The organism is Gordonia sp. LMA167, from assembly GCF_058130025.1.
In genome coordinates this window covers 5,478,920-5,491,701 of sequence record NZ_CM176708.1, presented here as the reverse complement: position 1 = coordinate 5,491,701, position 12,782 = coordinate 5,478,920, and the positions used below count along the sequence as shown (strand labels likewise).

Sequence of the window (12,782 nt, the reverse complement as noted above, 5' to 3'; positions counted from 1 at the left end):
CTTCGATCAACGTCGATTGCCGAGCACGTGGGGGACGTCCGAGTCCATCCGCGTGGTCGTTCCTAGGAGGAGTTAGTGTTTTCCCCCCTCGTCGCGGCCTTCCGGACGCCCGATCTGAGGAAGAAGATCCTCTTCGTCGTCGGCATCATCGTGCTGTATCGACTGGGTGCGACCATTCCGTCCCCCGGCGTCGACTACAAGGCCGTACACGCGTGTATCGACGAGGTGTCGCACGGTAGCGCGGCCAACATCTACTCGCTGATCAGCATGTTCTCCGGCGGCGCCTTGCTGCAGCTGTCGGTCTTCGCGATCGGCATCATGCCCTACATCACCGCCAGCATCATCGTGCAGCTGCTCACCGTGGTGATCCCGCGCTTCGAACAGTTGCGCAAGGAAGGCCAGTCCGGCCAGGCGAAGATGACGCAGTACACGCGCTATCTGACCGTCGCCCTGGCGTTGCTGCAGTCGACCGGCATCGTCGCGCTGGCCGATCGCGGCCAGCTGCTGCAGGACTGCTCGCAGGCCGATCAGATCATCAACGACCAGTCCATCTTCGGTCTCGGGATCATCGTGCTCGTGATGACCGCCGGTGCCTGTGTGGTCATGTGGTTCGGTGAGCTGATCACCGAGCGGGGCGTCGGCAACGGTATGTCGCTGCTGATCTTCGCCGGTATCGCTGCCCGCATCCCGGCCGAGGGCAAGAACATCCTCGACACCCGCGGCGGTCTGGTCTTCGGCCTCGTCTGCCTCGCCGCCCTGTTGATCGTGGCGGGCGTCGTCTTCATCGAGCAGGGCCAGCGCCGTATCCCGGTCCAGTACGCCAAGCGCATGGTGGGCCGCAAGATGTACGGCGGATCGTCGACATATCTGCCGCTGAAGGTCAACCAGGCCGGCGTCATCCCGGTGATCTTCGCCTCATCACTGCTCTACCTGCCGCAGCTGATCCTGCAGTTGACGCAGGGATCGGACGGCACGCAGTCGACCTGGCAGCGCTACATCAATCAGTACCTGACCGACCCCGGCAGCTGGGTCTACATCCTCGTGTACTTCCTGATGATCATCTTCTTCACCTACTTCTATGTGGCGGTGACGTTCAATCCGGAAGAGCGTGCCGACGACATGAAGAAGTACGGCGGGTTCATCCCCGGCATCCGTCCGGGATCCCCGACCGCCGACTACCTCGGCTATGTGCTGAGCCGCATCACACTGCCGGGCTCGATCTACCTGGGTATCATCGCGGTACTGCCAAACCTGTTCCTCGAGATCGGTAACAGCGGTGGTGTGCAGAACCTGCCATTTGGGGGCACGGCCGTGTTGATCATGGTCGGCGTGGGTCTGGACACGATGAAGCAAGTCAACAGTCAATTGATGCAACGCAAGTACGAAGGATTCCTCAAGTGAGACTCGTCATTCTCGGCCCCCCCGGCGCCGGCAAGGGTACCCAGGCGGAACTGCTCTCGGAGGCCCTAGGCATTCCGCACATCTCCACTGGAGACCTGTTCCGTGCCAACATCTCCCAGGGCACCGCGGTGGGCATCGAGGCCAAGCGCTACCTCGACGCCGGTGACCTGGTCCCCTCGGAGATCACCGTCGACATGGTTCGCGCACGCGTCGCCGAGCCGGATGCCGCAAAGGGATTCATCCTCGACGGCTTCCCCCGCTCGACCGAGCAGGCCGACGCGCTCGCCGACATTCTCGCCAAGCTCGACACCAGCCTCGACGCGGTGCTGTCGTTCGAGGTGGACACCGACGTCGTGGTCGATCGCATGATGGCCCGCGGGCGCGCCGATGACACCGAAGAGGTCATCCGCAACCGGATGGCGGTCTACACCAAGGAAACCGCCCCGTTGCTCGAGTACTACGGCACCGAGGTCAAGACCATCGACGCGGTCGGCGACGTGCAGGACGTGCATCAGCGCGTCCTCAGCGCGCTGGGCGCCGGTGTGTCCTGACTCACATTCACTGACGACAGATATCGGTCGCACCCATGGCATTTCGCAAACCCAAGCCGGTCCCGTTCCGCACGGCCGGTGAGGTCGACGCCATGGCTGCGGCCGGATCTGTCGTGGGCGCCGCCCTGGTCGCCGTACGCGCGGCCGCCGCGCCCGGCGTGACCACGCTCGACCTCGATCAGGTGGCCGAGGCAGTCATCCGGGAGGCCGGCGCCGTCCCATCGTTCAAGGGCTATCACGGATTTCCCGGTTCGATCTGCAGCTCGGTGAACGACGTTGTGGTGCATGGCATCCCTTCGGCGGACGTGGTCCTGGCCGACGGTGACCTCGTATCGATCGACTGCGGCGCGATCCTCGACGGCTGGCACGGTGACTCCGCCTGGACCTTCGGGGTCGGCGAACTGTCCACCGCCGACGCCGAACTGTCCGAGGCCACCCGGATATCGATGGAGGCCGGTATCGCCGCCATGGTGGATGGCGCCCGCCTCACCGACATCTCGCACGCGATCGAGATGGGCACTCGCGCCGCGGAGCAGAAGTTCGGTCGGCAGTTCGGCATCGTCTCCGGTTATGGCGGCCACGGGATCGGCCGCGAGATGCACATGGAACCGTTCCTCGCGAACGAGGGCAAACCCAATCGTGGTCCGGTTCTCGTGGTGGGTTCGACCCTGGCGATCGAGCCCATGCTCACGCTCGGGACGACGGAGACATCCGTGCTCGACGACGACTGGACCGTGGTCACCGACGACGGGTCTCGCTCGGCGCACTGGGAGCACACCGTCGTGGTCACCGGCGACGGACCGAGGATTCTCACCACCCGTCCGAGCTGAGCCGCTGCCGAGCTGGGCCGCGGCCTGACTCGGTTCGCCACCCGATCGACCCGCCGATTGTTACGCTGACCACTTGAGATCGATTCCCGGTGGCGCCACGAGCCCGTCGGGCCCGGCGGATCGGACGGTGAGCGATGAACACGGCCGACATTGCAGAGCCTGAAACGGCATCAGATCTCGCGGCGTCGGTGACGGCGACGGTCCGACGGGTCCCGTTCACCATCGTGCTGTGGCTGGCGGTGCTCGTGCTCGGAATCGCGACAGGAGCGCTGTGGGGTCAGGCGCCCGACAAGGGTTGGTACGCCGACGTCGCGTTCGGTGTTCCGTCGCTGGCCGACCAGAAATGGTGGACGCTGCTCACCTCGGCGGTCGTGGAGACCAGTCCCGGCACATACGCGGTCGCACTGATCGCGATCGCCGTCGGGATCGGCTGGGCGGAATGGCGGTTGGGTACGGCCCGGGTGCTCGCTGTCGCCGTCGGCGGTCTCGTCGTCGTCGAGTTGCTCTGCGCGTTGCTGTTCTGGCTGCTCACTCGGGGTGGACTGTCGTGGCAGTGGGCGCGTGAACTCGGCGATGCCCGGACCGTCGGCGCGATGACGATGGTGGTGTGCGCGGTCGCCGCGGCAACCGCAACCCTTCGTTCGCCGTGGCGACTTCGTCTGCGCGCGTTGCTCGCCGCAGCGGTCGCGATCACTTTCCTCTTCGAGGGCACGCTGGCGACCGCGGAGTATGTCATCGCCGTCGTGCTGATGATCTTCGTCGGTGAGCGATGGCTCAGCACCGGCGAGAAGGGACTGTTTCCCAGAACGAGGCGCGAGGTGCGGATGCTCGGGTGCGTCGGCATCCTCATCATCGCGGCCGCGAGTCTCGTCGTGTGGTTCTTCCCGACCAGCGGGCCGCTGGGCCCGACCGACGCGACCGACGACGATTCGTTGTGGTCCATGCTGATCGGCGTCGCCATCAACGTGCTGATCGCCGACCAGTTGCGGCGGGGGCGCCGCTGGGCCTGGTGGGTCGCCGTGATCATCGGTTCGCTCAACGTGGTGGCGACGGTCATCGTGCTGGTGCTCGTCGCGATCACCAGAGACTTCGGGTCACAGGGAACCGTCACCGTGGGCACATCGCTGTTGTGGGCCGTGGTCCTGGCGATCCTGATCCCCGGCCGCTTCGCGTTCCGGGTGCCCTGGCGGGTTCGCCATGTGGGGCCCACCGGCGGCAATGACCCCGTGGACGCGGTCAAGGAATTGCTGCGTGTGCACGGCGGCGGCACCATGTCCTGGATGATCACCTGGCCGGGCAACGAGTATCTGTTCTCCGACAACGGGTCCGGGGTCGTCGCCTATCAGAATCATGTGGGAACCCTGCTCGCTCTGGCCGATCCGGTGTGCGACGAGGAAGACCTCGGGCCCACGGTGCAGGGGTTCATCGATCTGGCCGAGCACAGTGGGAAGACACCGTGCTGGTTCTCCGTCGGAACCGACACGGCCCGCACGGCAGAGGAATTGGGCTGGCGCAGTGTGCAGATCGCCGAGGACACCATCGTGGACCTGCCCGGGCTGGAGTTCACCGGCAAGAAGTGGCAGCACGTGCGGTCAGCGCTGAACAAGGCAAAGAAGCAGGCGATCTCGTTTCGGTTGACCCGACTGGCCGAAGAATCCTTCTCGATCAAGGCCCAGGTACGGGCGATCTCCGAGGAGTGGGTGGGCGACAAGGGGTTGCCCGAGATGGGGTTCACCCTGGGCAGTGTCGAGGAGGCGATGGATCGCGAGGTCCGGGTGGCGCTGGCCCTCGACGAGGATGGCAGCGTGCACGGCGTGCTGTCGTGGCTGCCCGTCTTCGCTCCGGGCGGAGAGGCTCGGGGATGGACCCTGGACATCATGCGTCGTCGGACCGATGGTTTCGGCCCGGTCATCGAATACCTGATCGCATCATCGGCGGTGGCATTCAAACAGGAGGGGGCACAGTTCCTCTCGCTGTCGGGAGCGCCGCTTGCACACAGCGACGACGAGCCGGAACCGGAACGGATGGACCGTGTGCTCGACAGTCTCGGGGCGGCGATGGAGCCGTTCTACGGATTCCGCTCGCTGCACGTGTTCAAGAAGAAGTTCAATCCGCGCTACGAACCGGTGTATCTCGCCTACCGCGACGAGGCCGACCTGCCGCGCATCGGCCTGGCCATCAGCCGGGCCTACCTGCCGGATGCGACACCGGGACAGCTGGTCCGGCTGGCGACCTCGGGCGACGGGTGAACCCGTCGAGAGTGTGACCGTCAGTTGTTCCCGGTCGACACCGACGGCGAGTTGTCCTTGGGCAGATACGGTTCCAGGGCTGCCGCCAGCTTGTCCGGGGTCATCGACTGCAACCAGATGTGGCCGGGGCCATGGATTTCGGCGAGGAACAGCGAGTCGCCGAAGAATTTGTTCTTGACGCCTTTGATCTTGGCGAAGTCCAGGGTCATCTCGCCTCGGAACAGGGCCAGATGACCAGGGTGAACCAGCATCGACTGGCCCGCTGCCAGATCGTATTCGACGAGTTCGCCGGACAGTTGCACCCAGGCGGCGCCCGACCCCGACAGCTTCTGGAACACCACCCCTGCGCCACCGAACACGCCGACGCCCAGCTTCTTCTGTATGCCCACGGATACTTCGACGTCGTTGGTGCTCGCCATGAACGAGCCCGACTGCACCATGAATTCGTCGGCCGCGTCGATCTGCAACTGCCGGATCTGGCCGGGCATGCTGGCCGCGAAGGCGACGAATCCACCACGCGACGGCGCGGTGTACTTGGTGAGGAAGAGTTGGCCGCCGCCGAGCATGCGCTTGAGGCCGCTCATGAATCCGCCCTTGCCGCCCGACCCGAACGCGGTCGATGTCTCCATGTCGAAACCAGGTGTCAACCAGGCCACGTCACCGCCCTCGGCGATGATGTGTTCGCCGGGGTCGAGGGTCAGTTCCAGGACCGGCATCGTGGTGCCGGTGATCCGTGTCTGCACCCGCTCAGCCTAATGCGGCAGAGGCGTGCTCGGTGTCGGTATCGACCCGGTCGGGTCGCGTGTAGAGGACCATCGAGTCGCCTCGCACGAAGCCGGCCAGCGTGATGCCGCGCTCGTCGGCGAGCTCGGCGGCCAGTGACGACGGTGCCGACACCGCCGACAGCACCGGGATACCTGCCATCGCCGACTTCTGGACGAGTTCGAAGCTGGCACGTCCGGACACCTGAAGGATGTGACCGCGCAAGGGAAGTCGATGCTCTGCCGTCGCCCACCCGATCACCTTGTCGACGGCGTTGTGGCGCCCGACGTCTTCACGGAGCACCAGGATGTCGCCGGTATGGCCGTCGACGAGCGCGGCGGCATGCAGACCGCCGGTCTTGTCGAAGACCGCCTGTCCGGCACGCAGGCGGGCCGGGAGATCCAGCAGCATCCCGGCGTCGACGACGATCGGGTCGGCGGCTGGATCGAAGTGCGACCGGGTGGTCACGGACTCGATGCTGTCCTTACCGCACACGCCGCACGCACTGCTGGTGGTGAAGTTGCGGCTCAGCTCGGGGGCCGGTGGGGCGACACCGGGGGAGAGCACGACGTCGAGCACGTTGTAGGTGTTGACGCCTTCGTCGGTGGCCCCCGCGCAGTATCGGGCCAGTTCGATGTCGGCTCCGCTGGTGATCACACCTTCGGAGACCAGGAACCCGATCGCGAGTTCGACGTCGCTGCCCGGTGTGCGCATGGTGACCGAGAGCCGGGTGCCGTTCACCCGGATCTCCAGCGGCTCCTCGACGGCCAGGACGTCGGCGCGCACCGAGGCCGGTGCGTCACGTCGAATCCTGGTCACCCGTCGTCGGGCGGTGATACGTCCCACGGTGTCGAGACTACCGATCCGACGATGCGTGATCAGACGTCGAGGATGAGCGTGACCGGTCCGTCGTTGATGAGCGCGACCTCCATGTGCGCGCCGAATCGGCCGGTGGCCACCGTCGCGCCGGCGTCGCGCAGCGCGTCGGCGACCGCGTCGACGAGTGGTTCGGCCACCGGACCCGGGGCGGCACCGTTCCACGAGGGTCGCCGTCCCTTCGCGGTGTTCGCGTAGAGGGTGAACTGGCTGATGACGAGTATCGGTGCGCCGACATCGGATGCCGAACTCTCGCGGCCGTCCTCGCCGTCCAGAATTCTCAGGCGCCAGATCTTGTCGGCCAGCTTCGCGGCCTGCTCGACGGTGTCGACGTGCGTCACACCGATGAGCGCGACCAGCCCTTGACGTCCGTCGGCGAGGTCGAGTTCGCCGACCGTATCGCCGTCGACCACGACCGATGCCTGGCTGACGCGTTGGATCACTGCACGCATGGGCCATAGCGTGCCATGTCGGTGGAATCTTCGGCGCCCGCGATGAGTTGTGCCGCATATGACGAGCGACGACATCGACAGGTCAACACACATCGCACGCTTCGGTAGCCACGGCGTCTGGGGTCGGTGGGACCGGTTCACCCCCGACGAGGCACGTCGTTTCGAAGAGTTGGGTCTGGGCGCGATCTGGCTCGGTGGTTCGCCGAAGAACCTGACGCCGGTCCGCGCGATCCTGGACGCGACGGAGACCGTCACGGTGGCGACCGGAATCGTCAACATCTGGAACACCGACGCCGCCGCCATGGCGGACGAGTTCTTCGAGGTGGAATCGGATTTCCCCGGTCGGTTCTACCTCGGGATCGGTGCCGGACATCCCGAGGCGATCGCCGAGTACCGCAAGCCGTACGACGCGGTCAGCGAGTATCTCGATGTGCTCGACGAGAAGGGGGTACCGGTCGAGCGCCGCCTGCTCGCCGCGCTCGGACCCCGGATGCTGCGGATGTCGGCAGATCGTGCCCTCGGTGCGCACCCGTATCTGACGCCCCCGGCGCACACGGAGGTCGCCCGGGATGAGCTGGGGGCGGGTGTGCTGCTCGCGCCCGAACACAAGGTCGTTGTCGACACCGATCCGGCCGCCGCGCGTGCCGTCGGTCGTCCACCCGTCGACCAGCCGTACCTGCATCTGCGCAACTACACGTCCAATCTGAAACGGCTCGGCTGGACCGACGCCGACATCGCCGACGGCGGCAGCGACGACCTGATCGACGCGCTGGTGGCGCACGGCGATGCCGCACTGGTGCGCGCCCGCGTGGACGAACATCTGGCCGCGGGCGCCGACCACGTCGCCATCCAGGTGCTCGGCTCAGCGGCGCCTGCAGTCGAAGTCGCGGCGATTCTCGGGGCCGGCTCGACGGTCTGATCACGCGGGACAACACCTGGCCCCGAACGATGTGACGTTGGGCCCTGGTCCGACGTGAGGCGGCGAGTGACGATGACATCATGTCGAAAGTTCTCGTCGCATACGCCAGCAAGCATCATTCGACTGCCGAGATCGCCGAGGCGATCGCCGCCGAACTGCGTGACCGTGGTCTCGACGTCGACTGTCTCGAGGCCGGTGAGACCGGGTGCGACGGCTATCAGGCCGTGGTCCTGGGCAGCGCCGTGTACACGGGACGTTGGCGCAGACATGCGCGAGATTTCCTGAAAAAGCACCACGACGAGCTCGCGACGATGCCGTTCTGGATCTTCAGTTCCGGGCCGACCGGCGAGCATGCCGAAGAGCAACTCGACGAGGACTCGAAATGGCTCGAACCGCATAAGGTCCTCGAGCTCGCGGAATCGGCCGGGGTGAGGGGCCACAAGGTCTTCGCCGGTCGCGTTCCGGACGATCCGCACGGGTTCATCGAGAAGTCGATGGCCCGCAACACACCGGAGGCGTTCCGCGACACCCGCGACTGGGACGCCATCCGGCAGTGGGCGGACGGTATCGCCGCGGAGCTCAGCTCAGCGCATACGTGACGGTCACCGAGAAGCTGAGCGTCTGCTGGCCGGGTTCCACCGGCACCGGAGCCGCGGACGCGACGGAATCGCGTTGCAGCGGCACGGGTTGGTCCTGTCCACTGGTCTGCTCGGTGATCGTCTGCACCTTGCCGAGCGAATCCCCGGCCAACGACGCGTATTGCTCCGCGCGGGAACGTGCGTCGTTGAAGGCGGCCTCCCGGGCCTGCTTCATCAACTCGGAGTCGTCGTCGATGCTGAAGCCGACGTTGCTGATCCGGGTGTTGTCTCCGCCGGCGGTCGCCGCCGCCGCCAGGACGTCGGAGGCCTTGCCGATGTCACGGATGGTGACCCGGATGGTGTTGGTGGCCTGATACCCGGAGATCTGGCTGGTCCCGCCCGGCGCCGGCGACGAATACTGCGGGCTGAGGTTGACCTGCTGGGTCTGGATGTCCTTGCGGTCGACCCCGGCACCGACGACGGCGTCGGTCACCTGTGTGACCTTCGTGCTGGTCTCGTTCAGGGCCCCGGACACATCGTCGGCGGTTGCCTGCACCCCGATATCGGCGTGCAGGGTGTCCGGTGTCCCGGTGACCTTTCCATTGCCGACGACGGTCACCGTTCGGGGCTTGTCGCCGCCACCGTCGTCGCCACACGCCGCCAGCGACAGTGCGCCGATGGACAGGGCGGCGAGGAGCGCGAACAGACGCGCCGGTCGTCGCGGGGTACTCACACCGGCTCCTTGAGCAGTAGACCGACCATCCAGCCGACGATGGAGATCACGATGGCGCCGAAGATGGCCGACCAGAAGAAGCTGTCGACCTCCAGGCCCCAGTGTGTGGTGTTCCGGGTTATCCAGGCCGTGATCTCCAGCATGAAGGCATTGATCACGACGTGGATGAGACCCAGGGTCAGGATGTACAGGGGTATCGAGAGGATCTGGACGACGGGTTTGATGAAGGCGTTGACCACACCGAAGATCAGGGCGACCACCACGACGATGCCGAACTGCTGCCAGCCCGTCGACCCCCCGACGAAATCGAGCCCCGGAACGATCAAAGTCGCGATCCACAGGGCGAACCCGGTGAATGCGGAACGGATCAAGAACGCGGACATGGGCACAGTGTGCCAGGTCGGTGGACGTCGTCCCGGATTTCGCTCGTGCCGGGTCGCGGGGTCGGCGGTGCATGGAGATGGCTCCGGCACCTACCCGATCTGGCTGCGGCGAATGGACACCAGCGCTCGAATCGCTTCCGCCGGCGGGGGAGTCTGCGGCTGGAATCGGATCGTTCCCTTCTCGACGTCGAAGCCGTCGAGCATCGGCGCCGCGGCCGCGACCGCGTCCGCGCTGAACGGATAGATGCCGATGTGCTTTTTGGTCCGCATCACCGAGAGCAACGGTTTGCCCTGGTAGGTGAGGGCCGGCATCCCGTATCCCTTTCCCTGCTCGGCGTCCGGCACGAGTTCGCGCGCTATCGCATAGATCCGCTCGATCGCTTGCCGATCGTCGTCGGCGAGTCCGGTCAGGTAGTCGTCGATGGTTGCCATCGGCCTCCTCTATGAGTTGCCGGGACCATCGAAGAGGCGGGTGCGGGTCCCGACGAGTGGTCCGCCCACGCGGGTCAATCTACGGGGTTGACGGCATGCGGCGCAGGTTGTTTCGCGACCGTGGTGATCATTCGGCGCCCTCGACGCGAGCACGATGGCGCTCGGTGAGGTCGGTCATCTCGCCGAGCAGACGGGCCAGCGCGTCCAGTTGTGCGGTCGAGTGGTCGTCGAAGAGGTGTTGGCCATCGGCGACCATCGGGCCGTAGAGATCCCAGATCTGTTGCTGTCCTGCAGTTGTCAGCTCCACGAGGACCCGCCGCCGATCGGTGGGCGAGGGCGATCGGCGCACGAATCCCTTGTCGGTCAGCCGGTCGATGAGTGCGGTCGTCGCGGCGGGTCGCAGACCGGTCGCGACGGACAGCTCACCGGCCGATCGCGGCCCTTCACTCAGCCAGTCGAGGCAGCGCAGATCCGCGGGCCCGACCCCGAGGCGTCGCCCTACCGCGTCGTCGAATGACTGCACGGTGCGCTGATAACGCTGCAGTGCACGGCCGACGGCATCCATCGCCTCTTGACGGGGCGTCGCCATCGTGCTTTCCTTTCGATAAGTGAAAGATTCGATTTTCGAATCATACAAGTTTCGTACGAAGGGATGATGACATGCGCGCGGTGATCGTGGGCGGCGGAATCGCCGGGCCGGCGACGGCGATGGCGTTGCGGGCCGTCGGCGTCGATGCGGTCGTGGTGGAGTCCCGGTCCGCGTCGGCGCGGCCGGTGGGATCCTGGTTCACCATCTCACCGAACGGGCTGGCGGCGCTCGATGCGCTGGGCGCGCTCGACCCGGTGCGTGCTCTCGGCGTGCCGACGCGTCACAACCTGATGATGGGTGCGACGGGTAATGAACTCGGGATGCTCTCGCTCGGCTCGCCCCTGCCGGACGGCACGCCGGCCTTGTCCTTCCAACGGTCCGAACTCGCGGCCGCGCTGGTCGGCGAAGCCGCGGCACGCGGGATCGAGGTGCGGCACGGGGCCCGTGCCGTTGCCGTGGAACAGGCCACCGGCGGGGTCGTGGTCACCCTCGCCGACGGCGAGAGGTGCACCGGAGATCTGCTGATCGGCGCCGACGGGATCCATTCGGTGGTCCGTGGCGCCATCGACCCGGCAACTCCGCGAGGGCGCTACGTCGGGCTCACCAACTTCGGCGGGATCACCCGCGGCACGTCGATGGCGGCGGCGCTGCGTGCCGAGTCCTGGACGTTTGTCTTCGGGCGCCGCGCCTTCTTCGGTGCACTGCCGACACCCGCAGGCGACGTGGTGTGGTTCGCCAACGTGCCCCGGGAGCCGATCCCGCCGTCCGAGCGAGCGCGGACGTCAGAGGCGCAGTGGCGCGCCCTGCTCGTCGAGCTGGCCTCCGGCGACGACGGAGGTTTCGCCGACCTCATCGTCGCCGGTGAACTCGAGCTCGCCGGCGACAACACCTATGACCTGCCGACCGTGCCCGTCTGGCACCGCGGTCGGATCGGACTGGTCGGGGACGCGATCCACGCGCCGGCGCCGAGCTCGGGGCAGGGGGCGTCGATGGCACTCGAGGACGCCGTGGTGCTGGCGTCCTGCCTGGCAGGGGCTGATCGCGTCGACGACGGGTTCGCGACGTTCGAGGCGGCACGGCGGGCACGCGTCGAGAAGATCGTCGCCGTCGGGGCACGGGCCAGCAGCACCAAGACGCCCGGCGGCCTGCGGAGGGTGCTCAACGACGCGATCATGCGGCTGATCTTCCGCTATGTCGTTACCGAGCGATCACAGTCCTGGATGTTCGATCACCGCGTCCGACTCGACCCGAATGCGTCGATCGGCTCGTGACACGTGGGGTGCTGCGCGCGAGATCCTGGCGGTTTGGTCTGAACTGGCAGTTCGCGTAACATAGAACGTCGGTGTGCGTCGCGCGCCGGTCTCTGCGTGTCCTCGGCTTTCCGGCCGCGGAACAGCGGGTCCGGCATGGGTCACCACCGGTGGGTCCGGTCAGTGATGATCGGAGTGCCATCACACTAACGGATAAACACGGATTCAACCCGGCTTCACGTCGTGGGATCGCTTCGCGGTCTCGGTGGACCAGAAGCCAGGATCGCGGAGGACATGGCGAAAAAAGACGGGGCCATCGAGGTCGAGGGACGAGTCATCGAACCCCTGCCCAATGCGATGTTTCGCATTGAGCTGGAGAACGGTCACAAGGTTCTCGCCCACATCAGCGGCAAGATGCGGCAGCACTACATCCGCATCCTGCCCGAGGACCGGGTCGTCGTGGAACTGTCGCCGTACGACCTCGGTCGTGGGCGCATCGTTTATCGGTACAAGTAAGACTTCCCCCAACAGGGGCGAGGACAGATCGGGTGCGGCTTTGTCGTGCCTGGACCAGTCAAGGAGAAGCGGACGTGAAGGTTCAGCCGAGCGTCAAGCCGATCTGCGAGAAGTGCAAGGTGATCCGCCGTAACGGCCGGGTCATGGTGATCTGCGAGAACCTGCGTCACAAGCAGCGTCAGGGCTGATCACTGGCAACCCTCGTGGTCGCTTGAGCGTCGCGCCGGGAGCGAGAGCGAACGGGCGATGGATACAGAACAA

The 12,782-nt window shown here is 66.2% G+C and carries 16 protein-coding genes; 9 read left to right on the top strand and 7 right to left on the bottom strand.

Annotation, left to right across the window (positions count from 1 at the left end; translation table 11 throughout):
• Window positions 1-75 precede the first annotated feature (75 nt).
• The 4 genes from secY to ACVT6V_RS25005 all read left to right on the top strand — a co-directional run bounded on the left by secY (window position 76) and on the right by ACVT6V_RS25005 (window position 5,031).
• Complete coding sequence (gene secY / locus ACVT6V_RS25020) at window positions 76-1,401, top strand: preprotein translocase subunit SecY (protein WP_489896778.1); 1,326 nt, start codon at window positions 76-78, stop codon at window positions 1,399-1,401.
• On the top strand, window positions 1,398-1,952 hold the full coding sequence (locus ACVT6V_RS25015) for an adenylate kinase (protein ID WP_489896777.1): 555 nt from the start codon (window positions 1,398-1,400) through the stop codon (window positions 1,950-1,952). Before secY ends, ACVT6V_RS25015 begins: the two co-directional genes overlap by 4 nt.
• A 35-nt stretch (window positions 1,953-1,987) precedes the next feature.
• The gene (gene map, locus ACVT6V_RS25010) at window positions 1,988-2,782 is read left to right on the top strand and encodes a type I methionyl aminopeptidase (protein WP_489896776.1); all 795 of its coding nucleotides are present in this window, start codon (window positions 1,988-1,990) and stop codon (window positions 2,780-2,782) included.
• 134 nt (window positions 2,783-2,916) lie between these two features.
• Window positions 2,917-5,031 carry a bifunctional lysylphosphatidylglycerol flippase/synthetase MprF gene (locus tag ACVT6V_RS25005; protein WP_489896775.1) on the top strand — a complete coding sequence of 705 codons (2,115 nt, stop codon included), beginning with the start codon at window positions 2,917-2,919 and terminating at the stop codon, window positions 5,029-5,031.
• A 20-nt stretch (window positions 5,032-5,051) separates the two neighbouring features.
• Here ACVT6V_RS25005 and ACVT6V_RS25000 read toward each other — a convergent pair whose 3' ends face one another.
• Genes ACVT6V_RS25000 through dtd form a run of 3 tightly spaced genes read right to left on the bottom strand, consistent with a single transcriptional unit; the run spans window position 5,052 to window position 7,121 of the window.
• Entirely contained in the window at window positions 5,052-5,774 is a 723-nt protein-coding gene (locus ACVT6V_RS25000; protein ID WP_489896774.1) for a TIGR00266 family protein, read from the bottom strand.
• 4 nt (window positions 5,775-5,778) lie between these two features.
• Entirely contained in the window at window positions 5,779-6,639 is an 861-nt protein-coding gene (fdhD, locus tag ACVT6V_RS24995) for a formate dehydrogenase accessory sulfurtransferase FdhD (RefSeq protein ID WP_489896773.1), read from the bottom strand.
• A gap of 32 nt (window positions 6,640-6,671) precedes the next feature.
• On the bottom strand, window positions 6,672-7,121 hold the full coding sequence (gene dtd / locus ACVT6V_RS24990) for a D-aminoacyl-tRNA deacylase (protein WP_489896772.1): 450 nt from the start codon (window positions 7,119-7,121) through the stop codon (window positions 6,672-6,674).
• A 58-nt stretch (window positions 7,122-7,179) separates the two neighbouring features.
• Here dtd and ACVT6V_RS24985 point away from each other — a divergent pair, with 58 nt between their 5' ends.
• Both ACVT6V_RS24985 and ACVT6V_RS24980 read left to right on the top strand, forming a co-directional pair.
• On the top strand, window positions 7,180-8,040 hold the full coding sequence (locus ACVT6V_RS24985; RefSeq protein ID WP_489896771.1) for an LLM class F420-dependent oxidoreductase: 861 nt from the start codon (window positions 7,180-7,182) through the stop codon (window positions 8,038-8,040).
• 80 nt (window positions 8,041-8,120) lie between these two features.
• On the top strand, window positions 8,121-8,639 hold the full coding sequence (locus ACVT6V_RS24980; RefSeq protein ID WP_489896770.1) for a flavodoxin domain-containing protein: 519 nt from the start codon (window positions 8,121-8,123) through the stop codon (window positions 8,637-8,639).
• Here the strand turns inward: ACVT6V_RS24980 and ACVT6V_RS24975 are convergent.
• The 4 genes from ACVT6V_RS24975 to ACVT6V_RS24960 all read right to left on the bottom strand — a co-directional run bounded on the left by ACVT6V_RS24975 (window position 8,620) and on the right by ACVT6V_RS24960 (window position 10,755).
• Window positions 8,620-9,351 (bottom strand): SIMPL domain-containing protein, encoded by a 732-nt coding sequence (locus ACVT6V_RS24975; protein WP_489896769.1) that lies wholly within the window; start codon window positions 9,349-9,351, stop codon window positions 8,620-8,622. The two genes, ACVT6V_RS24980 and ACVT6V_RS24975, sit on opposite strands and share 20 nt — an antisense overlap.
• Window positions 9,348-9,734: a phage holin family protein gene (locus tag ACVT6V_RS24970; RefSeq protein ID WP_489896768.1), complete on the bottom strand. Its 387-nt coding sequence runs from the start codon at window positions 9,732-9,734 to the stop codon at window positions 9,348-9,350. The genes ACVT6V_RS24975 and ACVT6V_RS24970 overlap by 4 nt, the downstream gene beginning before the upstream one ends.
• Before the next feature lie 90 nt (window positions 9,735-9,824).
• Window positions 9,825-10,166: an iron chaperone gene (locus tag ACVT6V_RS24965; RefSeq protein WP_489896767.1), complete on the bottom strand. Its 342-nt coding sequence runs from the start codon at window positions 10,164-10,166 to the stop codon at window positions 9,825-9,827.
• A gap of 127 nt (window positions 10,167-10,293) precedes the next feature.
• On the bottom strand, window positions 10,294-10,755 hold the full coding sequence (locus ACVT6V_RS24960) for a MarR family winged helix-turn-helix transcriptional regulator (RefSeq protein WP_489896766.1): 462 nt from the start codon (window positions 10,753-10,755) through the stop codon (window positions 10,294-10,296).
• Between the two features lie 71 nt (window positions 10,756-10,826).
• Between ACVT6V_RS24960 and ACVT6V_RS24955 the strand changes: the two genes are divergently transcribed.
• The 3 genes from ACVT6V_RS24955 to rpmJ all read left to right on the top strand — a co-directional run bounded on the left by ACVT6V_RS24955 (window position 10,827) and on the right by rpmJ (window position 12,709).
• Window positions 10,827-12,026, top strand: a complete 1,200-nt coding sequence (locus ACVT6V_RS24955; protein WP_489896765.1) for an FAD-dependent monooxygenase — start codon at window positions 10,827-10,829, stop codon at window positions 12,024-12,026.
• A gap of 273 nt (window positions 12,027-12,299) precedes the next feature.
• Window positions 12,300-12,521, top strand: a complete 222-nt coding sequence (infA, locus tag ACVT6V_RS24950; protein WP_005170487.1) for a translation initiation factor IF-1 — start codon at window positions 12,300-12,302, stop codon at window positions 12,519-12,521.
• Between the two features lie 74 nt (window positions 12,522-12,595).
• A complete protein-coding gene (rpmJ, locus tag ACVT6V_RS24945) occupies window positions 12,596-12,709 on the top strand; it encodes a 50S ribosomal protein L36 (RefSeq protein WP_005207978.1) in 114 nt (37 codons plus the stop codon).
• Window positions 12,710-12,782: the final 73 nt, after the last annotated feature.

Coding starts and splice junctions, on each gene's coding strand:
- map (WP_489896776.1), top strand. CDS start 1,988: ATGGCATTTCGCAAACCCAAGCCGGTCCCGTTCCGCACGGCCGGTGAG.
- ACVT6V_RS25005 (WP_489896775.1), top strand. CDS start 2,917: ATGAACACGGCCGACATTGCAGAGCCTGAAACGGCATCAGATCTCGCG.
- dtd (WP_489896772.1), bottom strand. CDS start 7,121: ATGCGTGCAGTGATCCAACGCGTCAGCCAGGCATCGGTCGTGGTCGAC.
- ACVT6V_RS24985 (WP_489896771.1), top strand. CDS start 7,180: ATGACGAGCGACGACATCGACAGGTCAACACACATCGCACGCTTCGGT.
- ACVT6V_RS24980 (WP_489896770.1), top strand. CDS start 8,121: ATGTCGAAAGTTCTCGTCGCATACGCCAGCAAGCATCATTCGACTGCC.
- ACVT6V_RS24970 (WP_489896768.1), bottom strand. CDS start 9,734: ATGTCCGCGTTCTTGATCCGTTCCGCATTCACCGGGTTCGCCCTGTGG.
- ACVT6V_RS24965 (WP_489896767.1), bottom strand. CDS start 10,166: ATGGCAACCATCGACGACTACCTGACCGGACTCGCCGACGACGATCGG.
- ACVT6V_RS24960 (WP_489896766.1), bottom strand. CDS start 10,755: ATGGCGACGCCCCGTCAAGAGGCGATGGATGCCGTCGGCCGTGCACTG.
- ACVT6V_RS24955 (WP_489896765.1), top strand. CDS start 10,827: ATGCGCGCGGTGATCGTGGGCGGCGGAATCGCCGGGCCGGCGACGGCG.
- infA (WP_005170487.1), top strand. CDS start 12,300: ATGGCGAAAAAAGACGGGGCCATCGAGGTCGAGGGACGAGTCATCGAA.